The organism is Gordonia sp. N1V, assembly GCF_029269935.1.
In the GTDB taxonomy this organism is placed as follows: domain Bacteria; phylum Actinomycetota; class Actinomycetes; order Mycobacteriales; family Mycobacteriaceae; genus Gordonia; species Gordonia polyisoprenivorans.
On record NZ_JARJDD010000006.1, the window covers coordinates 142,459 to 168,001 of the forward strand.

General features: G+C 68.4%; 24 protein-coding genes. 7 read left to right on the forward strand and 17 right to left on the reverse strand.

Translation table 11 applies throughout. From position 1 onward, the window contains the following. Positions 1-54: 54 nt before the first annotated feature. The 3 genes from P3L18_RS10270 to rimP all read right to left on the reverse strand — a co-directional run bounded on the left by P3L18_RS10270 (position 55) and on the right by rimP (position 2,169). Complete coding sequence (locus tag P3L18_RS10270) at positions 55-456, reverse strand: YlxR family protein (RefSeq protein ID WP_014359783.1); 402 nt, start codon at positions 454-456, stop codon at positions 55-57. A 27-nt stretch (positions 457-483) separates the two neighbouring features. Further along, on the reverse strand, positions 484-1,518 hold the full coding sequence (gene nusA, locus P3L18_RS10275) for a transcription termination factor NusA (protein WP_079929489.1): 1,035 nt from the start codon (positions 1,516-1,518) through the stop codon (positions 484-486). A 105-nt stretch (positions 1,519-1,623) separates the two neighbouring features. After that, positions 1,624-2,169, reverse strand: coding sequence for a ribosome maturation factor RimP (gene rimP / locus P3L18_RS10280; protein ID WP_006371362.1), 546 nt, complete (start codon positions 2,167-2,169; stop codon positions 1,624-1,626). A gap of 158 nt (positions 2,170-2,327) precedes the next feature. On the opposite strand from rimP, the gene P3L18_RS10285 reads away from it, so the two are divergent. After that, positions 2,328-2,879, forward strand: coding sequence for a hypothetical protein (locus P3L18_RS10285; protein ID WP_172398786.1), 552 nt, complete (start codon positions 2,328-2,330; stop codon positions 2,877-2,879). Next, positions 2,876-3,307, forward strand: a complete 432-nt coding sequence (locus P3L18_RS10290) for a ferritin-like domain-containing protein (protein WP_079929488.1) — start codon at positions 2,876-2,878, stop codon at positions 3,305-3,307. The genes P3L18_RS10285 and P3L18_RS10290 overlap by 4 nt, the downstream gene beginning before the upstream one ends. A 53-nt stretch (positions 3,308-3,360) precedes the next feature. Here the strand turns inward: P3L18_RS10290 and P3L18_RS10295 are convergent, their stop codons facing one another. Next, a complete protein-coding gene (locus P3L18_RS10295; RefSeq protein WP_276114082.1) occupies positions 3,361-5,091 on the reverse strand; it encodes a proline--tRNA ligase in 1,731 nt (576 codons plus the stop codon). A gap of 83 nt (positions 5,092-5,174) precedes the next feature. Between P3L18_RS10295 and yaaA the strand changes: the two genes are divergently transcribed. Together yaaA and P3L18_RS10305 are read left to right on the forward strand one after the other, a co-directional pair. After that, positions 5,175-5,933 carry a peroxide stress protein YaaA gene (yaaA, locus tag P3L18_RS10300; protein WP_079929487.1) on the forward strand — a complete coding sequence of 253 codons (759 nt, stop codon included), beginning with the start codon at positions 5,175-5,177 and terminating at the stop codon, positions 5,931-5,933. Positions 5,934-5,962: 29 nt separating this feature from the next. Then, on the forward strand, positions 5,963-6,676 hold the full coding sequence (locus tag P3L18_RS10305) for a hypothetical protein (RefSeq protein ID WP_006371357.1): 714 nt from the start codon (positions 5,963-5,965) through the stop codon (positions 6,674-6,676). A 9-nt stretch (positions 6,677-6,685) separates the two neighbouring features. On the opposite strand, the gene P3L18_RS10310 is transcribed toward P3L18_RS10305, so the two are convergent. From P3L18_RS10310 to P3L18_RS10325, 4 genes are all read right to left on the reverse strand, one after another. Then, positions 6,686-8,215 (reverse strand): DHA2 family efflux MFS transporter permease subunit, encoded by a 1,530-nt coding sequence (locus tag P3L18_RS10310; RefSeq protein ID WP_276114024.1) that lies wholly within the window; start codon positions 8,213-8,215, stop codon positions 6,686-6,688. A gap of 99 nt (positions 8,216-8,314) precedes the next feature. Next, entirely contained in the window at positions 8,315-9,556 is a 1,242-nt protein-coding gene (gene cobA / locus P3L18_RS10315; protein WP_276114025.1) for a uroporphyrinogen-III C-methyltransferase, read from the reverse strand. A 108-nt stretch (positions 9,557-9,664) separates the two neighbouring features. Next, a complete protein-coding gene (locus P3L18_RS10320; protein ID WP_276114026.1) occupies positions 9,665-9,982 on the reverse strand; it encodes a hypothetical protein in 318 nt (105 codons plus the stop codon). Continuing rightward, positions 9,979-10,974: an acyl-ACP desaturase gene (locus P3L18_RS10325; protein ID WP_276114027.1), complete on the reverse strand. Its 996-nt coding sequence runs from the start codon at positions 10,972-10,974 to the stop codon at positions 9,979-9,981. The genes P3L18_RS10320 and P3L18_RS10325 overlap by 4 nt, the downstream gene beginning before the upstream one ends. A 141-nt stretch (positions 10,975-11,115) precedes the next feature. Between P3L18_RS10325 and P3L18_RS10330 the strand changes: the two genes are divergently transcribed. After that, entirely contained in the window at positions 11,116-11,877 is a 762-nt protein-coding gene (locus P3L18_RS10330) for a response regulator transcription factor (protein ID WP_020171524.1), read from the forward strand. A gap of 17 nt (positions 11,878-11,894) precedes the next feature. On the opposite strand, the gene P3L18_RS10335 is transcribed toward P3L18_RS10330, so the two are convergent. The 6 genes from P3L18_RS10335 to mqo form a co-directional block, all read right to left on the reverse strand. Further along, positions 11,895-13,544: a GAF domain-containing sensor histidine kinase gene (locus tag P3L18_RS10335; RefSeq protein WP_006371351.1), complete on the reverse strand. Its 1,650-nt coding sequence runs from the start codon at positions 13,542-13,544 to the stop codon at positions 11,895-11,897. Continuing rightward, a complete protein-coding gene (locus P3L18_RS10340) occupies positions 13,531-15,102 on the reverse strand; it encodes a cobyrinate a,c-diamide synthase (RefSeq protein WP_276114028.1) in 1,572 nt (523 codons plus the stop codon). The genes P3L18_RS10335 and P3L18_RS10340 overlap by 14 nt, the downstream gene beginning before the upstream one ends. After that, entirely contained in the window at positions 15,096-15,713 is a 618-nt protein-coding gene (gene cobO, locus P3L18_RS10345; RefSeq protein ID WP_014359771.1) for a cob(I)yrinic acid a,c-diamide adenosyltransferase, read from the reverse strand. Before cobO ends, P3L18_RS10340 begins: the two co-directional genes overlap by 7 nt. Positions 15,714-15,814: 101 nt before the next feature. Next, a complete protein-coding gene (locus P3L18_RS10350; RefSeq protein ID WP_276114083.1) occupies positions 15,815-17,863 on the reverse strand; it encodes a VWA domain-containing protein in 2,049 nt (682 codons plus the stop codon). A 26-nt stretch (positions 17,864-17,889) separates the two neighbouring features. Continuing rightward, entirely contained in the window at positions 17,890-18,387 is a 498-nt protein-coding gene (locus P3L18_RS10355; protein ID WP_079929483.1) for a GNAT family N-acetyltransferase, read from the reverse strand. Positions 18,388-18,423: 36 nt separating this feature from the next. Further along, a complete protein-coding gene (gene mqo, locus P3L18_RS10360) occupies positions 18,424-19,947 on the reverse strand; it encodes a malate dehydrogenase (quinone) (protein WP_079929482.1) in 1,524 nt (507 codons plus the stop codon). A gap of 152 nt (positions 19,948-20,099) precedes the next feature. On the opposite strand from mqo, the gene P3L18_RS10365 reads away from it, so the two are divergent. Together P3L18_RS10365 and P3L18_RS10370 are read left to right on the forward strand one after the other, a co-directional pair. Further along, the gene (locus tag P3L18_RS10365; protein ID WP_276114029.1) at positions 20,100-21,209 is read left to right on the forward strand and encodes an alpha/beta hydrolase; all 1,110 of its coding nucleotides are present in this window, start codon (positions 20,100-20,102) and stop codon (positions 21,207-21,209) included. Positions 21,210-21,217: 8 nt separating this feature from the next. Continuing rightward, the gene (locus tag P3L18_RS10370) at positions 21,218-22,639 is read left to right on the forward strand and encodes a mycothione reductase (RefSeq protein ID WP_014359766.1); all 1,422 of its coding nucleotides are present in this window, start codon (positions 21,218-21,220) and stop codon (positions 22,637-22,639) included. Positions 22,640-22,707: 68 nt separating this feature from the next. On the opposite strand, the gene P3L18_RS10375 is transcribed toward P3L18_RS10370, so the two are convergent. Genes P3L18_RS10375 through P3L18_RS10385 form a run of 3 tightly spaced genes read right to left on the reverse strand, consistent with a single transcriptional unit; the run spans position 22,708 to position 25,503 of the window. After that, positions 22,708-23,532, reverse strand: a complete 825-nt coding sequence (locus tag P3L18_RS10375; RefSeq protein ID WP_276114030.1) for an alpha/beta hydrolase — start codon at positions 23,530-23,532, stop codon at positions 22,708-22,710. Between the two features lie 37 nt (positions 23,533-23,569). Then, on the reverse strand, positions 23,570-25,156 hold the full coding sequence (locus P3L18_RS10380; RefSeq protein ID WP_276114031.1) for a cobyric acid synthase: 1,587 nt from the start codon (positions 25,154-25,156) through the stop codon (positions 23,570-23,572). After that, positions 25,153-25,503 (reverse strand): helix-turn-helix domain-containing protein, encoded by a 351-nt coding sequence (locus P3L18_RS10385; protein ID WP_210739354.1) that lies wholly within the window; start codon positions 25,501-25,503, stop codon positions 25,153-25,155. The genes P3L18_RS10380 and P3L18_RS10385 overlap by 4 nt, the downstream gene beginning before the upstream one ends. Between the last annotated feature and the right edge of the window lie 40 nt (positions 25,504-25,543).

Consider the following 25,543-nt stretch of genomic DNA (forward strand, 5'->3'; position numbering starts at 1 on the left):
GGGCTGCCCGCTACGGCCTCGGATTACGTCCGATACGTGCTCATCGTGGTGACTTCACGGTGTGCTCATGTCTTCTGCTACCTGTTCCGGCCCGGTATCGGGCCTGCTGTCGTCCGTGGTCGGTGATGGTGCAGCTGCACCGATCACTTCTGCATCGAACACTTCTACGAGGTCGTCGGGGTTCACGACGAGACGCGACGCCCTCAGCGCCGGGGCGAACGCTCGCCGCCGCACCGCGGCGGACACACAGTCCTCCCGCGGATGCAACCACGCACCCCGTCCCGGCATGGTCTTCGCGAGATCGACGACGATCGTGGGTCCGTCGGCACCCTCTCGGGCGACGACGCGGACCAGTGCGGTGATGTCGGTACGAGACCGACATCCGATGCACATCCGAATCGGACGACCCCGACGGCCATCGTCGGGTGACGAGGTCGACGGCTTTCGCTGAACCATCGCTCAGTCTAGCGCTAGTGGCCGCGACTAGGACAATCGGCTGCTGCCGGGCGTGCCCGGGCCTGCAGCACGGGCGTCGTCTGCATCGGACCGGATGTCGATCCGCCATCCGGTCAGCCGTGCGGCGAGTCGGGCATTCTGTCCTTCTTTGCCGATGGCCAGCGACAACTGGTAATCCGGCACCACGACCCGGGCTGCCTTGGCGTCGAGGTCGACGACCTCGACGGACACAACCTTCGCCGGTGACAACGCATTCCCGACGAACACCGCCGGGTCGGTGTCGAAGTCGATGATGTCGATCTTCTCCCCCGCGAGCTCACTCATCACGTTGCGGACCCGCTGACCCATCGGCCCGATGCACGCCCCCTTGGCATTGAGGCCGCTGACACCGGTGTGCACGGCGATCTTCGATCGGTGTCCGGCCTCCCGGGCCACCGCCACGATCTCCACCGATCCGTCCTCGATCTCCGGGACCTCCAGGGAGAACAGCTTGCGCACGAGATTGGGATGGGTGCGCGACAGGGTGATCTGCGGTCCGCGCTGTCCACGGCTGACGCCGACCACGTAGCACTTGATGCGGTCGCCGTGGGTGTAGGTCTCGCCGGGGACCTGCTCGGCCGACGGGATGATGCCCTCGGTGGCATTGGCCTCGTTGCCGATCTGCACCACGACCATGCCGCGGGCGTTCGCGCGGGCATCCTGCTGCACGACGCCACCGACGATCTCACCCTCGTGGGCGACGAGATCGCCGAAGCTCTTCTCGTTCTCCGCGTCACGCAGCCGTTGCAGGATCACCTGCCGGGCGGTGGTCGCCGCGATTCGCCCGAACCCCTCCGGGGTGTCGTCGTATTCGTGGACGACCTCACCGTGCTCGTCGAGTTCTTGCGCCATCACCCGGACCGCGCCGGTCTTGCGGTTCACGTCGATCCGCGCGTGCGGGGCGAACCCGTCGGTGTGGCGGTAGGCGGTCAACAGTGCCGTCTCGATCGCGGTGATCACCGTGTCGATCGGGATGCCCTTGTCGGACTCGATCATCCGCAGGGCGTTGATGTCGATGTTCATTGCTCGTGGACTCCTATTCACTTGTCGGCGTATTCACTTGTCGCATGGTCGTTCTCGATGCCCGGGCCTGCACGGGTCGGCGCATCTCACCGTCGTGCGCATCTCTCACAATTCTGCGGTACCGGGGTCGCGACGGCGCGCGATCTCCGCGTCGTCGAGTCCGCACCGGGTCAGTTCGGCGACGCTCGGACGGGAGAAGTCGACCTCGACGACGGCACGGTCGACGGCGTCGAGCCGGACGGACTCCACGGCGATCCGTCCGCGGTGATTGACGACGATCTCGACAGTCTCGTCGTCGACGGCGCCGATGCGGCCGACGATCGACGCGCCGTCGACGCCTCTGATCGCGACCTTGCGGCCACGCGCGCGCCGCCAGTGCCGCGGCAGGGTGAGCGGCCGGCCGACGCCGGGCGAGGTGACCTCGAGTGTGTACGGGGCGTCGGAGAGATCGTCATGGGTGTCGAGCGCGTCGGAGATGTCACGGGTCAACTCACCGAGCAGGTCGAGGTCGGTGCCGGCGTCGGAGTCCACGATCACCCGGATCTCGTCGGTGCCCGCGGAGGTCGAGACGATCACGTCCTCGAGGTCGAGTCCGCGATCGGTGACGAACTCACCGACGAGTTCGCGGACCCTCGTCCGGTCGATGGTCACCGTGGTCTCCCTCGTCTTCAGTTGTCCGGTTCACCCGTGGCACGCAGCCCGTGTGGCTGCGTCGGCGCCCGTCCATCGTAGAGGACGCCTCCGGGCCCGACGAAGTGCGCGCGGACGGGCGTGCCGTGATCGCCGTCCCACCGCACCCGACTGGCATCATGTGTCGGGTGAGTCTCCCGCACCCCGGTGAACCGGCCGGCCGGTCCGCCGGCGTATCCCGTCGAACTCTGCTGCGGGGCAGCGCCGTCGCCGGCATCGGGATGGTCACGGTCACCGTGGCCGCGGGGTGCGATCGCGGACCGGATCCCGCCGAGACCACCGCACAGGCACTGCTGCCTCTCGCACGCTCGGCGCTGGCCGACGCGGCCGCGGCGCGGGCCCTCGCCCCGCAGGTGACCGACTATTCGGCGGCCCTCGGCGTGATCGCCGAGCAGCGGGCCCAACACGCCCAGGCGTTACGCGAGGAGATCACCCGACTCGATCAGACACTCACGGACCAGATCGCACCGTCGGGTACCGCCACGTCCAGTGCCGCGCCGCCCGGCACACCCACCCAGGCGGCGAACTCGCTGGAAGGGCTGCGTTCATCACTGAACTCCTCGGCGAAGGCGGCACGCGCCGCCGCGATCGCGCTGTCGGGGTACTCGGCCGGCCTCGCCGGGGCCGTCGGCGCCTCGACGACAACTCTCGTGGAGGTCCAACTGGCATGAGTCCCACCACCGACTCCCTGACCGACGCCGCAGACGCCGAGAACGCGGCGATCTTCACCTACGGCGTCCTCACCGCGTTCGTCTCGGCGACCCGCCGCTCGACGGTCGAGGACAATCTCACCGCACACCGCGCCGCCCGCGACGCCGTCAACGACGCCATCACCAAAGCCGGTGGTACGCCACCGGAACCGGCTGCGGGCTATACCCTGCCGCTGACCGTGAACGATCCGGTGAGTGCCGCCAAGGCGGCGCTGGCCGCCGAGGTCGACTGCACCGTCGTCTATCGCTCGGTGCTCGAGAAGGCCGATTCCGGTTCTGCCCGCACCCTCGGTGTCGACCAGCTCACCGGGTCGGCGTTACGCGCCGCCGATTGGCGAATCGCCTTGGGCGACAAGCCCACCACCGTGGCCTTCCCCGGGCAGCGCTGACCCGCGTCCGACGCGGACTCACCCACCGCACGCGCGCGGCCGGGCCGGCGCTCTCAGCCGCGGACGGTGGCGGTGATGGCGTCGGCCGCGTCGGCCACGGCCACCTCGACGGACTCCCCGGAGAAGCGGTCACGTACCTCGACGACCCCGTTGGTGTACCCGCGTCCGACGACGACGACCGTCGGCATCCCCAACAATTCGGCGTCCTTGAACTTGACCCCCGGTGAGGCCTTGCGATCGTCGAGCAACACTTCGAGGCCCGCGGCGTCGAGTTCGGCGGCCAGTGCCTGTGCACCGTCGATCGCCGCCTGATCCTTGTTCGCGATGACCAGGTGCACGTCGAACGGTGTGACCGCCCGCGGCCACCGCAACCCCTTGTCGTCATGCCATTGCTCGGCGAGCACCGCGACGAGCCGTGACACACCGACACCGTAGGACCCCATCGTCAGGCGCACGGGCTTGCCGTTCTCGCCGAGGACGTCGACCTCGAAGGCATTGGTGTACTTCTGGCCGAGCTGGAAGATGTGGCCGATCTCGATACCCTTGGCACTCACCAGCTCGCCCTTGCCGTCCGGCGACGGATCACCGTCACGCACCTCGGCGGCCTCGATGGTTCCGTCCGGCGTGAAATCTCGACCGGCCACCAAGCCCACCACATGATGGTTCGGTTCGTCGGCTCCGGTGATCCACGACGATCCGTCGCCGATGCGCGGATCGACGAGGAAGCGAACCCCGTTGGCCGCCAATCCCTTCGGCCCGATGTATCCCTTGGTGAGGAACGAGTTGGCGGCGAAGTCGGCATCGGTGAGCAACTCGACCTCGGCGGGCTCCAGCGAGGCCTCGAGGCGCTTGAAGTCGACCTCCCGATCCCCGGGAACCCCCACACCGAGAAGCTCCCAGTCAGCCCCGGGTTCGCGGACCTTGACCATCACGTTCTTGAGGGTGTCCGCGGCGGTGAAGGCGCCCTCGAGGTTGGCGTTGGCCCACGCCACCAGGGTGTCGATGGTCGGGGTGTCGGGCGTGCGGTACACCTTTGCCGGTGGCAGCCCGTCGAACGGGATGGGTTGCGCCGCAGGCGTGATGACTGCCTCGACATTGGCGGCGTAGCCCGATTCCAGGCATCGGACGAAGGTGTCCTCACCGACCTCGCTCTCGGCGAGGAACTCCTCGGACGCGCTGCCGCCCATCGCGCCGGAGGTGGCGGCGACGATCACATAGCGCACCCCGAGACGCGCGAAGATCTTCTGATAGGCCTCACGGTGGGCGTGATAGCTGGTCTTGAGCCCGTCGTCGTCGAGGTCGAACGAGTAGGAGTCCTTCATCACGAACTCGCGGCCGCGGAGAATCCCCGCACGCGGCCGCTCCTCGTCGCGGTATTTGGTCTGGATCTGATAGAGGATGACCGGCAGATCCTTGTAGGAGGAGTACTCCCCCTTGACCAGCTGGGTGAAGAGTTCCTCGTGGGTCGGCCCGAGCAGCATGTCGGCGCCCTTGCGGTCCTTGAGGCGGAACAGCGCGTCGCCGTACTCGGTCCAGCGGCCGGTCTCCTCGTAGGGGTCACGCGGCAGCAGCGCGGGCAGCAGGATCTCCTGCGCACCGATGTTGTTCATCTCGTCGCGCACCACCTGCTCGACGGCCTTGAGCACCCGGAGTCCCAGCGGCAGCCAGCTGTAGACGCCGGGTGCTGCGCGCCGCACGTAGCCGGCGCGGACCAGCAGCTTGTGGCTGGGGACCTCGGCGTCGGCCGGGTCGTCGCGCAGCGTCCGCAGGAACAGATTCGACATGCGAGTGATCACGGGGGAAAAGTCTAGTCGGGCCCGCGACCCGGTTTCCCCGGCCCGTCCGGCACGGTCGATACAGTGTTGCGGTGCTTGTCCTCCTGCCGCCCTCCGAGACGAAATCCGATGGTGGCGACGGTCCACCGCTGAACCTCGACGCCCTGTGGTTCACCGAGCTCACCTCCATCCGCAAGCGCCTCGCGGACATTCTCGTCGAGCTGTCCGCCGACCTCGACGCGAGCCGCGACGCCCTCGGCCTGGGTAAGACCCAGCTCTCCGAGGTCGACCGCAACGCCGATCTGTGGCACTCGCCGACGCGCCCGGCCATCGAGCGCTACACCGGCGTCCTCTACGACGCACTCGATCACCGTGGGCTGACGCGCGCGGGCAAGGCCAAGGCCGCCGACCGGCTCGCGATCGGTTCGGCACTGTTCGGCGTCGTGCGCTCGACCGATCCGATCCCGGCCTACCGACTCTCCGGGGGCTCGAAGCTCCCCGGACTCCCGACGTTGGCGTCGGTGTGGAAGCCGGAGCTCTCCCGCGCCCTCGACACCGTCGACGACCTCGTCGTCGACCTACGATCGGGGATTTATCAGCAACTCGGCCCGGTGTCCGGGGCGATCACCGCGACGGTGATGACCGAGGCCGCCGATGGCAGCCGAAAAGTGGTGAGCCACTTCAACAAACACTACAAAGGCCTGATCGCCCGCGAGTTGGTGCGCACGCGTCGCACGGTGCGTGACGTCAATGCGCTCGCCGCGGTTCTCGCCGACGCGGGGCAGCGTGTGGAGATCGCGCGAGCCGACGAGATCGTGGTGATCACGGACCAGGGCCCACATTTGCGTTAACGTTTGCCGTGTTAACTATAGTGGCGGTCATGTCCGAGCCGATGTTCGTGTGCAATATCGATCCGCGCACCCGCGACATGCGCGACGAACCGTTCGCGCACGAGAACCTCGACGCCTTCGTGCAGCGGTGGCCGGGTATCGACGTCGCCGTGTCCCCCGATACCGTCACCTTCGACCCGACCCCGGGTCCGGAATGCGCAGAGACCGTCCTCGACGTGTTGACCACCGTGGGTGGGACCGCTCTCGGCGCACATCTGCCCACGGCGATCAGTTGCGATCGCGCGTGGCTGGGTGCCGATCATCCGCCCATGACCACCCTCGTCCTGGTCCGCGATGCCGACGAGATCCGCGACGCGTTGACGATGGACGCGGTGCATCCGGGCATCTACGACGGCCCGCGCTCGAGCCTGCGGATGGTGCGTCGATGGTCCGACGAGCACGTCGCGACCGCGCTGGGCGGCAATGTCTTCCTCAGGATCGACGGGGAGCACGTTCACGTCTCGGGCCGATGGTTCGAGACGACGCCACAGATCTTCACCGGAGGCGCGCTGCACGACGTCGATGGTGTGCGCACGAGGACCGCACGCCAGGGTGCGTCGCCGACCGAGTTGCGGGCCGGCCTGACCTATGCCGCCGACGGGTGGGTGATGCACCCCGAACTGTCGCGATTGCGCCTGGTCGGTCACGGGGTCGAATTGATCGTCACCGGACCGCAGAAGATCTCGGTGCGCCCGGCGCACTGACGAACACCGCTACGATTGCCTCGAACTCACGTCATTGACGTCGAGGGTGGCGTTGGCGGCTTCCTGCGCCGCCTGCCCCTCGGCGACCTCCTCGGGGGTGAACCGCATGAACACCACGACGACGGCCGCAATGACCGCTATCCCCGCGCAGCACGCGAATCCCAGCCCGTAGCCGTCGGCCTGAGCGGCGAGTTGGGTGGCGTTCATCGTTTCCACCGGTGCGGTGGTACCGCCCTGCGAGAGCGCGCGCGAGGTGACCATCGCACCGACCACCACGAGCCCGACGGCACCGCCGAGATTCTGGGCGACCTGCGCGAGTGCGGTGAGCGGGCCGATCTCGGTCGGCTCGACCCCGGCGATCACCGACAGGGTCAGCGGGATGACGGCGAGGCCGACACCGAAGCCGATCACCACGACCGGAATCGCGATGCTCGGGAAGTAGCCGGGCATCTCGGTGGCGATCGACGACGCGTACAGGCAACCGGCGAGGATGATGGCGCCACCGACGAGCACCAGCCAGCGCGGCTGGACCATCAGGGCGAGTTTGGAGGCGATCGCCGCGGCCACCCCGAGGCCCACCGCGAACGGCACCACCGCCAGACCGCTCTGGATGGGCGTGTACTTGAGGATTCCCTGCAGGTACAGCGAGATGAACACCGCCATGCACATCATGATCATGCTGGCCAGCAGGATCGCACCGAGCGCCGCGACCCGACTGCGGTTGTCGAACAGTCGCAGCGGCAGAATCGGATTCGCCGCGCGGCGCTCCCAGACGATGAAGGCGACCAACGCCAGCCCACCCAGGATGAACGACCCGACCACGATGGGCCTGTCCCACCCGTTCGGGCCGTCGCTGACCGCGAGCACCAGCAAGGTGCAGCCCAGCGTGGCCAACACCGCACCGGGAACGTCGAGGGGCATCCGCTCCCCCTGCGACTCACGCAGGGCGAACAGCGCGCCCACCACCACCGCGAGTCCGATCGGCACATTGATCAGGAACACCAGGCGCCAGGAGATCTGGGTCAGTACACCGCCCAGGATGAGTCCGGCGACCGACCCCACGCCGGTCATCGCGGCGTAGATGGCAAAGGCCTGGCTCCGCGGCTTCCCGGGTGCGAAGGTCGTGGCGACCAACGCCATGGCGGTCGGTGCGGCGATGGCCGCCGAGGCCCCCTGCAGCGCGCGGCCGATGACCAGGCTCTCCTCGTTCCAGGCCAACCCGCACAGCAGGGAGGTCGCGGTGAACGCGGCCACGCCCAGGATGAACATCCGTTTGCGGCCGAAGGCGTCGCCGAGACGGCCACCGAGCAGCATCAGCCCGCCGAAGGCCAGCACGTAGCTGGTGATGACCCAGTTCGCCGACGACTCGCTCAGGGAGAGGCTGTCGCGGATGCGCGGCAGGGCAAGCGCGGCGACGGTGCCGTCGAGCACCATCAACAACTGCATCCCCGACAGCACCAGGATCGCCAGACCGAACACCGGCCGGTACTGATCCGACGGCGCCGTGGTGGCATCGCTCGACGCCGAGAATGTCGACATACCGGTCGACGCTACCGCTGACGGGCTCGACTATGCCAATCCCCGTTGACGTATCGGTGTCCGCCGGGTGGCTTGGGGACGCGCCCGGTCGGCGGTGTGTCAGGCGAACGCGAGCACGTCATCGGCGTCGGTGAAGCCCGCGACGTCGCCGATGACGACGATCGCCGGCGGACGTAGGCCCTCACTCTGCGCGGTCTGCGCGGCGTGCGCGAGATCGGTGCGGAGCACGCGTTGGGTGGGCAGTGAACCGTTCTCGATCATCGCGACCGGGGTGTCGGCGGGGCGTCCACCGGACAGCAGCGCCTGCGCGAATTTCTCCACCCGCTCCACCGCCATCATCAGCACGACCGTGCCGCGCAGTCGTGCCAGCGCCGACCAATCGGTCAGCGAGTCGGGATGATCGGGCGCCACATGCCCCGATACGATGACCACCTCGTGCGTCACACCACGATGGGTCACCGGGATACCCGCGGCCGACGGCACCGAGATGGGACTCGCGATGCCCGGGACCACCGTCACCGGGACACCTGCGGCCACACACGCCTGCAATTCCTCGAAGCCGCGACCGTAGACGTAGGGGTCGCCGCCTTTGAACCGGACGACGAACTTGCCCTCCTTGGCCTTGGCGACGAGGACGTCGTTGATGGCTTCCTGCTTCATCGCCCGCCCGTACGGGACCTTCGCGGCGTCGATGATCTCGACCTGCGGCCCCAGCGCCGCAAGCAGTTCCGGCGGTGCGAGTCGATCGGCGACCACGACGTCGGCGGCCATCAACAACCGCAGTCCGCGGACCGTGATGAGGTCGGGGTCGCCGGGCCCGCCACCAACCAGTGCCACACCGGGCGGGTGCGGTGGCTCCTCGACCCGGAGATCACCGTCGGCCAGCGCCGTACTGATCGCCGCTCGCAGTGCCGCCGACAACTTGTGGTCGCCGCCGGCGAGAACCCCGAACTGGATGTCCCGGTGCCGCCCGGAAGCCGGGGTCACCGCGGTGCCGAACCGGGCGTCGTCGGCGCGCACGCAGAACGTGTGCCGACGCTCCGCCTCGGCGACCACCGCGGCGTTCACCTCGGGGTCATCGGTGCAGGCCATCGCATACCAGGCGCCGTCGAGGTCACCGTCGGCATAGGCGCGATGGTGCAGGGTGATGCCACCGAAGGATTCGACGGCGGGTGTCGGCTCGAGAGCCACCACGTGCACCTGCGCCCCCGCCGCCACCAGATTCGGTAGGCGTCGCTGGGCGACCGATCCCCCGCCGACCACGACGACCTTGCGGCCCATCAGGTCCAGGCCCGACAGATAGTGCGGATGGCCCGATCCGGGGTGTGCGGCGGCAGACATGAGAAGAACCGTACCGACTGCGTGGCGATCGGCAGCGCTCAGATCGCTCCGTGTGCGAGTGGTGCTCGCCCGGCGCCGTCGAACTCGCCGATCACCCGGTGGGATCGGTCACAGGGGAAGTTCGCCGGTTCGGCGAATGTGTGCCCACACATCGGCCGCCGGCACACCGAGTCGGTGCGCCGACGCCTCGAGCAGCGCTCCGAGCAACACCGAACTGCAGTACTCCCCTGCCGCCGGATCGGCGGCATGGGCCCGGATCTCGTTCCACCATGTCGGATTGTGGCTCGCGGCCGCCTCGGCCATCGCGATGGCCGCCTCGAAGCCGTCGGGTACGTCGGACGGCGCCGAGTCGCACGAGCCGCAACACTGTCCGCATCCATCGCCGGTGTCGGCCAACAGGTTCCGCGGGTTGTCGATCACCGTCATGCGCCGGCCCTGGCCTTGCGCTCTTCGCGTTCGAGCGCGCGCTCGCGGGCGCGTTCGAACTTCTCGACCTTGACGCTCATCTCCTGGAGATACTCGGCGAGCTTGTCCCGATACATCTGGCCGAGCGGGCCGAAGTCGTCGCGCTCGAAGATGCGCCACTTGCGCAGCACCGGCATCACCACCTCCGAAAGGTGTTGCGGGAGATCGTAGATACCGCCCTTGGCGATCAGGACGGCGTTGCGTCGGAAGTTCGGCATGGTGGCGCCGGGCATCTGGAAGTTCGACACGATGCCGTAGATCGCACACATCGCCTGATCGGGGACGAGGTCGAGCGCGCCGGCGACGATGTTGCGGTAGAAGAGCATGTGCAGGTTCTCGTCGGCGGCCACGCGCGCCAGCATGCGATCGGCGATCGGGTCACCGCAGGCCTTGCCGGTGTTGCGATGGCTCACCCGGGTCGCGAGTTCCTGGAAGCTGACGTAGCTGACCGCGAAGAGCATGTCGAAGCTGTGGTCGCGCTGACCGTCGTCCTCGGGCAGCGGATTGAATCCGTGCGTCATGTGCTGCATGCGGGTCTCTTCGAGTTCCACGGGATCCACGCCGCGCGTGACGACGAGATAGTCACGCATCACCGTTGAATGCCGCATCTCCTCGGCGGTCCAACGCCCCACCCAGAAACCCCACGCATCGTCGAGGGTGAAGTTCTCGGCGATCACCCGGTGATAGGACGGCAGGTTGTCCTCGGTGAGCAGGTTGGTGATCATCGCGGCCTTGGCCACCTCGGACAGCTTGGACTGTTCGGGGTCCCAGTCGAGGCCGCCGAGGGCGGCGAAGTTGCGACCGTCGTCCCACGGCACGTAGTCGTGCGGATGCCAGTCCTTGGTCATCTTCATATGACGCTCGACCTCTGCCTCACAGACCGGCAGCAGTTCGCGCAGCAGGTCCGACCCGGTCATCCCGGTGTCGCTCGCGGATCCGATCAGGGTTGTCACTTCGCAGCTCCTAAGTTGGCGATTTGCGTACCCGTGGGTTCCACTCTTGCGAAACCTCACCAGTCCCACGTGAGCCGAAGGTCCCGGATGAGTGGGGACCGACGTCGCGTTCTGCGGCGTCGGGTGCGGTAATTTCGAGTCATGGCCACAGACCCGCGCCCATCCCAGGCCACCCCCGCCGCACCGCCGGCCGCGCCACCGACACCGACGCCGACACCCCAGACCCCGACCGCCGCGGAGCCATCCGAGGCCGGTCCCGAACACCCCGTGCGGGTGTTCCTCGTCGACGACCACGAGCTCGTCCGGCGCGGACTGCGCGATCTCCTCGGCACCGCCGAGGACATCGAGGTGGTCGGTGAGGCGGCGACGGTCGCCGAGGCGCGGGTCGGCATCCTCGCCGCCCGACCCGACGTCGCCGTCCTCGACGTCCGGCTGCCCGACGGCAACGGGGTGGAGCTCTGTCGTGATGTGCGCGCAGTCGATCCGTCGGTGCGCTGTCTGATGCTGACGAGCTACGCCGACGACGACGCGTTGCTCGCGGCGGTGCTCGCCGGCGCATCGGGTTTCGTTCTCAAACAGATCCTCGGCCGCAACCTGGTGGCCGCGGTTCGCACCGTCGGTCGCGGCGGGTCGCTGCTCGACGACCGCAGCACCGCCGCCCTGCTGGCCAAGCTCCGGGACGGCAAGTCGCAGGCCGACCCGCTCGCGGAGTTGACCCATCAGGAACGCGAGGTCTTCAATCTGATCGGCGACGGCCTGACCAACCGGCAGATCGCGCAGAAGATGTTCCTCGCGGAGAAGACGATCAAGAACTACGTCTCGCGCATCCTGGCCAAGCTCGACATGCAGCGCCGCACCCAGGTCGCGGTGATGGCCACCAAGATCCGCGACGGCAAGGCCTGAGACGGCCCGCAGCCGCCTCAGGCCGGGGTCAGCGGCACCGACCAGGTCAGTGTCGTGCCACCGTGGCCGTGGGATGTTCCGCCCCGGGTGTCGATGTCGAAGGTCCCGTCACATTCCTCGGCGCGACGGGTGAGATTGGCCAGTCCGCGATAGGTGACCGACTTGTCGATGCCCACACCGTCGTCGCTGATCTCCACGCGCAGGACGTCGTCGGCGCTGACCGACACCGAGATGTGTTCGGCGCCGGAGTGCCGCAACGCATTCGACAATCCCTCACGCAGCACCGCGTCGATGTGCGGACCAAGCGTGTCGGGCACGACGGTGTCGACCGGTCCGACGAATTGCACACTCGGGGCGATCGGCGCATGGGCCGACAACTCGGAGACGATGTCGAGTACGCGCCGGCGCAGCGTCGAGGTGTCGTGGTGACCGGAGACGGTCTGCAGGTCGAAGATCGACGTGCGGATCTGCGCGATGGTCCGGTCGAGGTCGGTCATCACCTGCTCGAGGCGGTTGCTGACCGAGTCGTCGACGGAGCAGGCCCCGTTCTCCCGGGCTGCCTGCAGGGTCTGCACGGACATGCCGATGGCGAAGAGCCGCTGGATGACGTGATCGTGGAGGTCGCGTGCGATCCGGTGGCGGTCTTCGAGAACCTCGAGGTCGCGTGCCATCTGCTGCTGTTCGGCGTACACGACGGCCAGGGAGACGATCTCGGCGACACCGGCGAGACCCGAGATCTCCTCTTCCTCCCAGAACGGCTTGCGTTCGGAGGTGATGACCACCCACCCGAAGGTCCCCGAGGCCCGGTGCAACGGCTGCAGCGTCACCCATCGAGCACCCCGGGCGGCCAGGTCCGGGCCCACCTCGTCGGCGGGTAGCACCGTCATCTCCGACGAGGACGGCACCTTCAGCACGCTCGGATCGAGTCCGGTGCGGGTGGCGCCCTCCACCGCCAGTTCGCCTTCCTCGTCGGTGATCAGGTACACGTCGACGGCACCGACGAGTTCACGCACATCCGAGCACATCCGGGACAGGGTGTCCGACAACGCGATTCCGGCGAGCGGCTCGGATCCGCGTCGCACCAGGATCTGCATCCACCGGTGTCGGGTGCGGGCGCGCTCGAACAGTTGCGCGTTGTCGACGGCGATCCCGGCTGCCACCGCGAGGACCGCGACGAGTGTCTCGTCGAGTTCGGAGAACCCAGCGCCGCCTCGTTTCTCGGTCAGATAGATCCGACCGTAGATGGACCCGCGGATGATCACCGGGGCGCCGAGGAAGGTGGTCATCGGCGGATGGTGCGGCGGGAATCCCACCGACGCAGGGTGTTTGGCGAGGTCGGGGACTCGCAGCACGTGCGGATCGTCCATCAGCACCCCGAGCACGCCGCGGCCGACCGGCAACGCCCCCATCAGCGCCCGTTGTTGCGGCGTGATCCCGGTCCAGACGAACTCGCTGAGGCCGCCGTCGGGGCCCCGGACACCGAGGGCACCGTATTGGGCGTCGACCACGCCCACGGCGACCTCGACGATCCGTTGCAGCGCATGGTCGAGTTCGAGCCCCTGCCCGACGAGGAGCACCGCCTCGAGCAGATCCCGCAGGATGTCGGGGTTGTCGACGCCGTGCGACGCGAGTGCGTCGAGGGCCTTGGTCACCTCATGGGCCGGCATGGCTGCTCTCCTCTCGTCGTCGGGTCGCGATGTGCGGCTCTCGGGGCCGGATTCCCGCAGGTGTGTTCGGCGAGACCCGCTGTGTTGCGCGACGTTCGGCGGCCCGAACGAACCGGAGAATCGCGCGCGGCACCGCCACCGGATGCACGTGTAGATACGACGCGTGGACCGAACCCGCCCCGATGCCGTCGGTGGCCGGCCGCGCCGTGCCGTCACGCCACGCCCAGGCAGGTTGTGCCGCAACGAGTTCGACAGTCGATCGATGGAACTCGTGGCCGGTCACCCGACTGCCCGCCGGGTACAACACCGAGTCGGCGACGGCGACAGCGTCACGGTAGCCGAGGGTCAGGCGCGGACCGAACCGCCCGACACCGTCGATCACCCCGGCCATCGGATGTCCATCGAGTTCGCGACACAGATAGAGCAGTCCGGCGCATTCGGCGTGGATCGGCGCACCGGATCGGGCCAACGCATTGATGTCCTCGCGCAGAGGTGTGTTCGACGACAGCTCTGCGGCGTGTTCCTCGGGGAACCCGCCGCCGAGGACGACGCCGGCGGTTCCTTCGGGGAGCCGGTCGATCAGCGGGTCGATGTCGATGGTCTCGGCGCCTGCGGCCCGGAGCATCTCCGCGTGTTCGGCGTAGCCGAAGGTGAATGCCGCACCGGCGGCGACCGCGATGACCGGCTTGGCCGCGGGCGGATCGGTGGGGCCGCGGACCTCGGCAAGCGTGTCGTCGGGTGACCACGCCGGCGCCGACTGTGCGGTGCGGGTACGTGCGGCGGCGACGATCGCGGGAACGTCCAGACCCGCCGACACGGTCGCGGTCATCGCCGCCACCGCGGCCACCGCGTCGGCGCTGCGTTCGGCGGCCGGAATGAGGCCGAGATGCCGGGACGGCACCGTGAGGCTCGGATCACGATGCAGCACACCGAAGACCGGAAGTCCGACACGACGACACGCCTGGCGGAGCACCGCCTCGTGCCGGGGAGAGCCGACCCGGTTGAGGATGACCCCGGCGATCCGGGCTGTCGGCGAGAAGCCGAGGAAGCCGTGCAGTACTGCGGCCAGCGACTGACTGTGCCCGGCGGCGTCGACCACCAGGATGATCGGGGCGCCGATCAATACGGCGACATGTGCGGTGGAGCCGATCCCGTTCGGGTCACCACTGTCGGGATCACCCCCGAGGTGATCACCCCCGACGCGGTCACCACCGTCGGGGTCATGGGAACCGTCGGCACCGATGCCGGTGATGCGGCCGTCGAACAGGCCCATCACCCCCTCCACGACGGCGATGTCGGCACCGCGGGTGCCCCAGGAGAACAGCGGCGCGATGAGGTCGGCACCGACGAGGTTCGGGTCGAGGTTGCGTCCGGTGCGGCCTGCGGCCACGGCATGGTAGCCGGGGTCGATGTAGTCGGGGCCGACCTTGAACGGCGCGACGCGGTGCCCGGCGGCCCGCAGTGCCCCGATCAGGCCGGTGGTCACCGTGGTCTTGCCGCTACCCGAGGCGGGCGCGGCGATCACCACGGCGGGGATCGAGGCTGGGCCGGTCACCATTCGATGCCCTTCTGCCCCTTGCGTCCGGCGTCCATGGGGTGGGCGATCTTGTGCATCTCGGTGACGAGGTCGGCGGAGTCGATGAGTGCCTGCGGGGCGCGACGACCGGTGATCACCACGTGCTGGCGTCCGGGCCGCTCCCGCAACGCGGTCACGACGTCGTCGGTGTCGATCCACCCCCAGTGCAACGGGTAGGTGAACTCGTCGAGGACGTAGAAGTCGTGTTCGGCGGCGGCGAGCCGGCGTGCGATCTCCGCCCACCCCGCGCGGGCGGCCTCGGCGTGATCCTCGGCGGCGTCGGTGTTGGCGCGCAGCCACGACCACCCTTGTCCCATCTTGTGCCATTCGACGGGCCCGCCCTGCCCGGTGGACTCATGGAGTTCGCCGAGCGCGGTCAGCGCCGACTCCTCGCCGACCCGCCATTTTGCGCTCTTGACGAATTGGAACACCGCCACCTTCATGCCGGCGTTCCATGCGCGCATCGCCATCCCGAATGCCGCCGTCGACTTGCCCTTGCCGTCGCCGGTGTGCACGGCCAGGACCGGCATGTTCCGTCGCTGTCGGGTGGTGAGCCCGTCGTCGGGTATCGCGGTGGGGACGCCTTGCGGCACGTGCCTACTCCTTGTTCGCCGATCGAATCCGGTTGTGTGTCCAGGGTGTCACGTCCGGCGCGGCGGTGCGGCCGTCCGGACGGCGTGCCGGCGGTGTGCGCTCAGGCGGCGGGCGGACCGATCCGCGCCGCCGGTGCCGTGTTCGGGCGCACCGATCGGCCGAGGGCCGCCACACCCAGCTCGTCCATCGGGATCAGATCGGCGCGCAGGTGGGCGGCGAGATCAGCGGCCAGGCCGAGACGCACCATTCCCTGCTCGCAGTCGACGACGACCCCGTCGATTCCCTGCCGTCCGATCGACGCGGCCGCAGCACGCGCGCGTGGCGCGGCGTTGGGCCCGGCGGTGGCGCGCCCGTCGGTCAGGACCACGAGCAGTGGACGTCGCTGGGGTTCGATGCGGCGGCCTCGGGCGATCAGCTCCTCGGCGGCCAGCAGACCCTCGGCCAGCGGGGTGCGTCCTCCGGTCCGGACCGACGACAGCCGGCGCACGGCGATGTCGACCGACTTGGTCGGCGGGACGACCAGTTCGGCGCGGGCACCGCGGGCGACGATCACCGCCACCCGATCCCGTCGGGTGTAGGAGTCGCGCAGCAGATCCACACACAACTCGCTGACCACTGCGAGCCTGCGGCGAGCGGTCATCGATCCACTCAGGTCGACGACGAAGACGACGAGGTTGCTCTCCTGCCCGATCCGATGGGCACCGCGCAGGTCCTCTCGACGCACCCGCACTCGTCCGTCCTCCTCGGTCCCCCGGCCGGCGGCATTCAGGACGGTGCCGAACAGGTGGACCGGCGTCCCGGCATCGAATTCCGCCGCGGCGATGGTGTATCCGCGTCGGCTGCGGGCCGCCGAGCGCCGGCCCGGCTCGCCGTCGCCGATCCCGGCGACGGTGAGTCTGCGCATGCGCGGCGCGGTCGTCGGGTCGGTCGGCGCTCCGAAGACACCGCCCGGCCGCGGTCCCGGGGTGGTCGGACCCGAGGCGTCGGAATCGGGCTCGGCGGGTGCGGGACCATCGGCAGCCGAATCGCTGGGAGCCGAATCGTCAGTCGGCATGGATGATTTGGCGGGGTCTGCTGCCGAGCCGTCCGGACCACCCCCATCCGGTTGATCGGTTGCCGGCGCATTCCCGTCCGGCCCACCGCCATCCGGTGGTTCCGGGGTGTCGTCGGGGCCCGCCGCTTCGTCACCGGCCGCGAGTGCGTCGGCGAGCTCCTGATCATCAAGGCCCGACTCGTCGAACGGGTTACGCCGACGCCGGTGCGGCAGTGCGAGTTCGACCGCCACTCGGACATCGTCGGCGTCGACCTCGGATGCGCCGCGCAACGCGGCGTGGGCCGTTGCCGTGCGCGCGACCACGATGTCGCCGCGCAGTCCGTCGACCTGTAGGTGCGCGCAGATACCGGCGATCCGTCGAAGTTGCGCGGTCGGCAGCTCCACGCCGTCGACGAGTCGGCGAGCGTGTGCGATCCGTTGTGCCAGTTCGCCTTCGGCATCGGAATAGGCCGCCGCGAATGCAGCGGGGTCGGCGTCGAACGCCATCCGCCGACGAACGATCTCGACCCGCTCGTCCACATCACGACCCGCGCTCACGTCGACCGCAAGTCCGAACCGGTCCAGCAACTGCGGACGTAGTTCGCCCTCCTCGGGGTTCATCGTGCCCACGAGGACGAAGTCGGCGGACTGGGTGTGTGAGACGCCGTCGCGCTCGATGGTGACCCGACCACTCGCGGCCGCGTCGAGCAGCACGTCGACGAGATGATCGGCAAGCAGGTTGACCTCGTCGATGTAGAGCACACCGCCGTCGGCACGTGCGAGCAGCCCCGGCGTGAACTCGGCCTGGCCGTCGCGCAGCACCCGCGTCAGATCCAACGACCCGATCACCCTGTCCTCGGTGGCCCCGATCGGCAACTCGACGACCCGACCCGCCTGATCGGCCCGTCCCTCGCCGATCAGGGGTCCGAGTCCGCGCACGATGGTGGATTTCGCGGTGCCCTTCTCACCGCGGATCAGTACACCCCCGATACCCGGCGAAACAGCACTGAGGATGAGTGCAAGTTTGAGCCGCTCCTGCCCCACCACCGCGGTGAAGGGGTAGCGGATCACCGGACGAGACGTCGGATCCGCGGTGACCAGGGTCTCGGGGCTCACCGTCTTTGCACTCACCGTCTCGGCACTCACCGGCCGCTCCCGGCGACCCGGATCATCGACACGTGCGGGATGCCGTCCTCGAGGTACTCGTCACTGTCGGCGCGGAAGCCGAACGCCGCGTACATCTGCGCCAGATAGGTCTGCGCCTCGATGCGGCACACATGATCGCCGACCTCCTCGAGGGCCGCCGACAACAGGCGTGCGGCCAGTCCCTCTCCCCGATGGGATCTCTCGGTGCACACCCGGCCGATCCGGAATTCCGGTCGACCGTCGGCGTCGGACCCGTCCTGCATCAGCCGCAGTGTCGCGGCCACCGTGTCGGCGCTTGCCTCGTCATCGGGGACACACCAGAAGTGGCGCGTCGACGGCTCGAGGTCACGGCCGTCGAGTTCCGGATACGGACATGCCTGCTCGACCACGAACACGTCGACCCGCAACCTCAGGATGCGGTAGAGCGTGGTGGGGTCGAGGTCGGCGGCCGGTCGGGACTGCAGGCGGTAGGTACGCGGGCTCGATGACGTCATGATGTCGCCAACTATCTCAGACCGCCGTGGGGTCGGTCACCCCGCAGTCGTGGCCACCGGGTCGTCGCCGGTGATCAGCGGTGCGTTGCCGGTCAGCTGCAGGCTCGCGCTGGTCCAGCCCCACACCTGCCGGAACAGGTCGCGGTTGTCGGAGAGCTTCTGGCCGAACGACGGGATCATCTCGGTGAGCTTCGGTGTCCACGACCGGTACTCGGTCGGGAAGCACTGCTCGAGGACGTTGAGCATCGCGGGCACCGCGGTCGACGCACCGGGCGACGCACCGAGCAGACCCGCGATCGTGCCGTCACCGGCGGCGACGACGGCCGTGCCGAATTCCAGCGAGCCGCCCGCACCCGTCTTGCGGATCACCTGGACACGCTGACCGGCGGTGATCAGCTCCCAGTCCGATCCGAGCGCGCGCGGCACGAACTCCTGCAGCGTCTTGACCCGATCGGCCGGGCTCGCGGCGAGTTCGCTGATCAGGTACTTGAGCAGCCCGAACTCCTTGGGCGCGATGGACATCATCGGGATCAGGTTGCCCGGCTTGACCGACGCGGGCAGATCGGTGATCTTGCCGCTCTTGAGGAATTTCGGCGACCATCCCGCGTACGGGCCGAACAACAGCCCCTTCTTGTGGTTGATGACGCGGGTGTCGAGGTGCGGCACCGACATCGGGGGCGCACCGACCGCCGCCTGGCCGTACACCTTGGCCTGGTGCTGGTCGATGAGATCCGGATTGGTGCACCGGAAGAACTCACCCGACACCGGGAAGCCGCCGAATCCCTTGGCCTCGGCGATCCCCGACTTCTGCAGCAGGTGCAGCGCCCCGCCACCGGCCCCGACGAACACGAACTTCGCATGCACCGACCACTTCTCGCCGGTGCGGCGGTTCTTGAGCTTGACGATCCAGCTGCCGTCGGACTGCTTGTCGAGGTTGGTCACCGCGTGCCCGAAGTGGATGTCGCCGCCCTGGCTCACGAAGTTCAGCAGTTGCTGGGTCAGCGCGCCGAAGTCGACGTCGGTGCCGTCGGTGAACCAGTTGAGTGCGACCGGATCGGAGAAATCGCGCCCGATGGACATCAGCGGCAGCCGCTTGGTGAATTCGCTGGGGTCGTCGATGAACTCCATGCCCTCGAACAGCACCTGGCTCGAGAGCCGCTCGTGACGCTTGCGCAGGTAGTCCACACCGGCCTGGCCATGGGTGAAGCTCACATGCGGGATCGGATTGATGAACTCGTCGGGCGAGGTGAGGATGCCGTTGTCGACGGCGTGCGACCAGAACTGGCGGGAAACCTGGAACTGCTCGTTGATGTTGAGCGCCTTGTCGATGTTGACGTCGCCGTCGGCGGTCTTGGGGGTGTAGTTCAACTCGCACAGCGCCGAGTGGCCGGTGCCCGCGTTGTTCCACGGGTCGCTGCTCTCCGCGGCAGCGGCGTCGAGCCGCTCGAACAGACTGATCGACCAACTGGGTTCGAGCTGGCGCAACAGTGCGCCAAGCGTCGCGCTCATGATGCCCGCGCCCACCAACGCCACATCCGTCTTGATCACCGTTTGAGACACCTGGACCCCAATTCACGCAGCCGGGACGACCCTCGCCCTCTCTCGTGACAGCCATTCTCCCCCATCGGTGGCGCCCGGCCACAAGCACTCCGCGCAACTGTGGGCTGGGCGACATCGACGAGGACCTCCCACCAGCGGCCTAGAGTGGATTCGTGACGTCTTCCCGCGCCCGTGCCGACAGCGCCGATCAGTTCACTCCAAAGAAGTCCTCTACCCAGCAGTCCACCACCCCGAAATCCATCAACACCGACACGCCCGAGTGGCAGCCCGACCGGTTCCTCGACCGGTACGAGGTGGCGACCATCGCGCTGGGGCCCGATCCCGACGACGAGGATCCGATCACCGCGACGCTCGTGCGACGCCCGGCTGCCGACCGCCACGCCGAGCACGGCGCGGTGATCTACATCCACGGGTTCACCGACTACTTCTTCCACGAGCCGCTCGCCGACCACTTCGCCGACCTCGGTTATGCGTTCTACGCGATCGATCTGCGCAAGTGCGGCCGGTCACTCGAGTCGCACCACACGCCGCACTACGCCACCGATCTGCAGGTCTACGACGAGGAACTCGATGCGGCGATCGACCTCATCGTCGGCGAGCTCGGCGCCGACACACCGATCATCGTCGGCGCGCATTCCACCGGCGGACTGATCGCAGCGATGTGGCTGGATCGATTGCGGCGCAATGACTCCGAGCGCCACCAGCGCATCGCCGGACTGATGTTGAACAGTCCGTGGCTGGATCTGCAGGGCGAGGCACTGCTGCGCACGTATCCGGTGAGCATGCTGATCAAGACCGTCGCCGCCGTCCGGCCGAAAACCGTTATCCCGCAGGAACTCTCGGCCGCGTACGGCGAGAGCCTGCACGACAGCGCCAACGGTGAGTGGAGTTACGACCTCGAGCGCAAGCCCATGGGCGGCTTCCCGGTCACCTTCGGTTTCCTCAACGCGGTGCGCACCGCGCAGCGCCGCCTGCACCACGGCATCGACATCGGCGTACCGGCGCTCGTCCTACGTTCGGACAAAACACATTTCAGCCGCAGCTACTCGACGGCGATCGACGCCGCCGACGCCGTCCTCGACGTCACCCAGATCGCCGCATGGAGCGGATCACTGGGCAACCGCGTGACGACCGTCCCCATCACCGACGCCCGCCACGACGTCTTCCTGTCGGTCGCCCACTCGCGCGAGCAGGCCTACCGGGAGGTCGATACCTGGCTCACGAGGACACTCGACGTTGCCACGACCACGAAAGGACGGTGACCGGCCCCGTGCCCGACACCACCATCGACACCACCACCACCGCGCATGTCGATCTCGCGATCATCGGGTCGGGTAGCGGGAACTCGTTGCCCGACGAGCGATTCGCCGACCGGAGCATCGCCATTTTCGAGGAGGGCGTCTACGGGGGCACCTGCCTGAACGTCGGATGCATCCCGACCAAGATGTTCGTCTACTCCTCGGAGGTCGCCGAGATCGCCGCGCACGGCGGCAAGTACGGCGTCGACTCGCGCGTCGCCGGGGTCGACTGGCCCGCGATCGTCTCGCGGGTGTTCGGGCGGATCGATCCGATCTCCCAGGGCGGCAAGCGTTATCGCGTGGAGGACTGCGACAACATCACGGTCTACGACGCGCACGTCGAGTTCGACGGCCGCGACGACGCCGGCCGCTACCGTCTGGTGACCGACGACGCGGTGGTACTCGCCGACGAGGTGGTCATCGCCGCCGGGTCGCGGGCGACGATCCCCGCCGTCATCGCCGCCTCCGGGGTGCGCTACCACACCAACAACGACGTCATGCGCCTCGAGGAACTGCCTCGTCGCATGATCATCCTGGGCAGCGGCTACATCGCCGCGGAGTTCGCCCATGTCTTCGGGGCGTTGGGCACCGACGTGACGATCGTTGCGCGTGGACCACGGCTGCTGCGCAAACTCGATGATTCGGTCTCCGAGCGATTCACCGAAATCGCCGGGGACCGTTGGGATGTGCACCTCGACACCGCCGTCACCGGCGCGGAGAACCTACCCGGCGGCGGCGTGCGGGTGCATACCGCCGACGGCCCGTCCCTGGAGGCCGACGTGTTGCTGGTGGCCGTGGGCCGCGAGCCCAACGGGGATCGGTTGGGACTTGCGACGATCGGACTCGAGTTGTCCGACGACGGCCGGGTCGTCGTCGACGAGCACGGCCGCACCGACGCGGCGAAGGTCTGGGCGTTGGGCGATGTGAGCTCGCCCTATCAGCTCAAGCACGTCGCCAACCACGAAGAACGCGTCGTGCAGGCCAATCTCCTGAAGGGTTGGCAGGCAAGCGATCTGGTGTCCTTCGATCACCGTTACGTGCCCGCCGCGGTGTTCACCCACCCGCAGATCGCCGCGGTCGGACTCACCGAGGCACAGGCCCGCGAGGCCGGCTGGGACGTGACCGTCAAGGTCCAGGCCTACGGCGACGTCGCGTACGGCTGGGCGATGGAGGACACCACCGGGTTCTGCAAACTGATCGCCGAACGAGGTACCGGAAAGCTGTTGGGCGCCCACATCATCGGCCCGCAGGCACCCACGGTGATCCAGCCGGTGATCCAGGCGATGTCCTTCGGGCTGGGTGCAGCCGAGATGGCGCGCGGTCAGTACTGGATTCATCCGGCGATGCCCGAGGTCCTGGAGAACGCACTACTCGGACTCGACCTCGACTGGTGACGCGGCGCTCGTGAACCAACCGGCGCTCGTGACCGGCCGAGGTCCGGGTACCGACGGGCTCCCGGACCTCAGAACACCGCCGAGCGCAGGCTGATCTCGCTGGCGAGTTCGGCAGGCGCCTTCTGCGGAATCCAGTGGTCGATGCCGGGCAGGACACAGAACCTGAAGTCGGAGTAGGCATATCGTCCGCTGCGCTCGGCCTGCTCACGACCCAGAGCCGCATCGCCGTCGCTCCAGACCATGGTCGTCGGGATCTCGACCGGACCGCACGACATGGTCTTGGCGATGTCGCCGGTGAAGTTCGCGCGGTACCAATTGAGTCCGGCGGTCAGCGCTCCCGGTTCCTTGAGCGGTTCGAGTTCCTCGGCGGTCACCCCGGCGCGACGCAGCAGCACGCCGCCACGGGCCAGGAGTTTCCCCTCGGCACCGTCGGCGATGAAATCCTTGATGTAGGAGGATCTCTCACGCTGGTCACTGCTTGCCAGGGAGTCCCGGGTGGCCGAGGGATGACCGGTGGAGACCGCGACGAAACCGGTGAAGCGGTCGGGATAGCGCGATGCCAGATGCCAGGCGACCAGCCCGCCCCAGTCGTGGCCGACGAGCAGTGCGTAGTGCACGTTCATCGCGTCGAGGATTCCGATGGCGTCGGCGACGAGGTGATCGATGCGGTAGGCGGCGACCTCGCTCGGACGCGCCCCGGGGCTGTAGCCGCGCTGATTCGGCACGATCGTCCGCAAACCCGCCTCGTGCAGGCGGGGCACGACAGCGTCGTAACACTGTCCGTTCACCGGGAATCCGTGCAGCAGCAGCACCCACGGCCCCCGGTCGGGTCCTCCCACGGTGACGTCGAAGGTCAACTCGCCGACGTCCACCGTGCGCTGTTCAGTCTCCACCGGCTCAGCCTAGGTGATCGCCCACGTCGCGCGTGGCTCAACGCGTCCTCTGTTGGAGGGAGTGTCTGATCGTCGGCAGTCCCGGGTCGGCGCCGCACCGCACGATCTCGACGAGCTCGTCGAGGTCCAGATGAGCCGACACCAGATCGGCGATCCGGTCGACCTGGGCGCTGCGTATCGCATCGACGCTGATATCGGCGGCGGGTGTGAAATCGGGTACCCCCGACCTCGCCGCCACCTCGCGGAGGAAATCCCGGCGGAACCCGTCGGAGGCCAGAAGTCCGTGCCAGTGTGTGCCGTACGTCGCGCCGCGTCGCGCTCCCTCCGGACCGTCGACGTCGTCGACGAGCCACCCTGTCTCTGCCGAGCGCACCACCCGCCCGTGATGAATCTCATAGCCCTCGATTCCGTGCCCGGCCGCCGATCCGGACACCCGCCGCACCACCTTCTCGGTACCGAAGGTGACGTCGATGTCGAAGATCTGCAGACCGTCGACCGCCGATGGACCCGCGACGGATTCGATCCCGTCGACGATGCGATGCGCGAGCATCTGGAATCCACCGCAGATGGCCAGCGTCGGGCGGTCGGCGGCGGCCCGGGCGATCAGCGCGGCATCGATGCCCCGCGCGCGCAGCCAGGCCAGGTCCGCGAGCGTCGCCCGGGTGCCCGGGAGGACGGCCAGATCGGCGGCGGCGACCGACGCTGCGTCGTCGACCCAGGTCACCTCGACGCCCGGTTCGCAGGCCAGCGCCTCGACGTCGGTGGAATTGGAGATGCGCGGCAAGCGGATCGCCGCGACCCGCAGGCGCGACCCGACGACGCCGTCCACCCCGATGACCGGGTTGGTCTCGGGCGGACCGACCCGTCGGCCGACCGGGCTCGCCAGCGAGTCCTCGGCGTCGATCCACAGGTCCGGATCGAAGGGCAGCACACCGAGCGTCGGGCGGCCGGTGATCTGTCGCACCTGCTCGATCCCGGGCGCGAGGATCGCCGGATCGCCACGGAACTTGTTGATCACATACCCGGCGATCCGCGACTGGTCGTCGGCGCCGAGGATCGCGGTGGTGCCGAACAGGTGCGCCAGCGATCCGCCGCGGTCGATGTCGGTGACCAGCAACACCGGGAGGTCGGCGGCCTGTGCGAGGCCCATGTTCGCGATGTCGGTGTCGCGGAGGTTGATCTCGGCGACCGAGCCCGCCCCCTCGCAGATGACCACGTCGAATTCTTCGCGGAGGGACCGCAATTCGTCGGTCACCACCTCGAGCAGCCGGGTACGTCGGGTGAAGTAGTCGGCGGCGCCGACATCACCGGCGGGCCGGCCACGCACGATGACATGCGACCGGCGATCGCCCCCGGGTTTGAGCAGAACCGGGTTGAACCGCGTCGATGGTTCCAACCCGCAGGCGTAGGCCTGCAGTGCTTGGGCCCGGCCGATCTCGCCCCCGTCGAGGGTGACCACCGAGTTGTTCGACATGTTCTGGGCCTTGAACGGCGCGACCCGCACACCCTGGCGTGCCAGCGCCCGGCACAGACCCGCCACGAGCAGGCTCTTACCCGCATCCGAGCTGGTGCCGCCGATCAGCACGGCCCCTGCCAGTCCACTCGTCCCCGGCACCCCGGTCATCGCGGTCCTTCCGGCGCCGCCGCCCGGGCATTGGCCGCCTCGACCTCGGGGACGTGTTCCTCGGCCCACGCACGCACCGCGGCCAACGGGACCAGCAGCGAGCGGCCGAGCTCGGTCAGCGAGTACTCCACGCGCGGCGGCTGACCACCGTGATCGGTGCGTGCGACGAGTCCGTCGAACTCCAGCGCTCGCAGGGTTTCGGTGAGCACCTTGGGGGTGATTCCCGCGATATGCGCCTTGAGCGCACTGAATCGCATCGGACCGTCGGCGAGTGCGGTGACCACGAAGACCGTCCAGCGCGCGCCGATGCGGTGCAACACCACCCGGCTCGGGCAGGTCGGGGCCATCACGTTGTAGGCCTTGGACACCCACGCCCCCTTCTCCTCG

Bases quoted from the DNA above. Each gene is read 5' to 3' on its own strand.
- P3L18_RS10270 (WP_014359783.1), bottom strand. From the start codon at position 456: ATGGTTCAGCGAAAGCCGTCGACCTCGTCACCCGACGATGGCCGTCGG.
- nusA (WP_079929489.1), bottom strand. From the start codon at position 1,518: ATGAACATCGACATCAACGCCCTGCGGATGATCGAGTCCGACAAGGGC.
- P3L18_RS10285 (WP_172398786.1), top strand. From the start codon at position 2,328: ATGTGTCGGGTGAGTCTCCCGCACCCCGGTGAACCGGCCGGCCGGTCC.
- P3L18_RS10290 (WP_079929488.1), top strand. From the start codon at position 2,876: ATGAGTCCCACCACCGACTCCCTGACCGACGCCGCAGACGCCGAGAAC.
- P3L18_RS10295 (WP_276114082.1), bottom strand. From the start codon at position 5,091: ATGTCGAATCTGTTCCTGCGGACGCTGCGCGACGACCCGGCCGACGCC.
- P3L18_RS10305 (WP_006371357.1), top strand. From the start codon at position 5,963: ATGTCCGAGCCGATGTTCGTGTGCAATATCGATCCGCGCACCCGCGAC.
- P3L18_RS10310 (WP_276114024.1), bottom strand. From the start codon at position 8,215: ATGTCGACATTCTCGGCGTCGAGCGATGCCACCACGGCGCCGTCGGAT.
- cobA (WP_276114025.1), bottom strand. From the start codon at position 9,556: ATGTCTGCCGCCGCACACCCCGGATCGGGCCATCCGCACTATCTGTCG.
- P3L18_RS10320 (WP_276114026.1), bottom strand. From the start codon at position 9,982: ATGACGGTGATCGACAACCCGCGGAACCTGTTGGCCGACACCGGCGAT.
- P3L18_RS10330 (WP_020171524.1), top strand. From the start codon at position 11,116: ATGGCCACAGACCCGCGCCCATCCCAGGCCACCCCCGCCGCACCGCCG.
- P3L18_RS10335 (WP_006371351.1), bottom strand. From the start codon at position 13,544: ATGCCGGCCCATGAGGTGACCAAGGCCCTCGACGCACTCGCGTCGCAC.
- P3L18_RS10340 (WP_276114028.1), bottom strand. From the start codon at position 15,102: ATGGTGACCGGCCCAGCCTCGATCCCCGCCGTGGTGATCGCCGCGCCC.
- P3L18_RS10355 (WP_079929483.1), bottom strand. From the start codon at position 18,387: ATGACGTCATCGAGCCCGCGTACCTACCGCCTGCAGTCCCGACCGGCC.
- P3L18_RS10380 (WP_276114031.1), bottom strand. From the start codon at position 25,156: ATGACCGGGGTGCCGGGGACGAGTGGACTGGCAGGGGCCGTGCTGATC.
- P3L18_RS10385 (WP_210739354.1), bottom strand. From the start codon at position 25,503: ATGGCCCCGACCTGCCCGAGCCGGGTGGTGTTGCACCGCATCGGCGCG.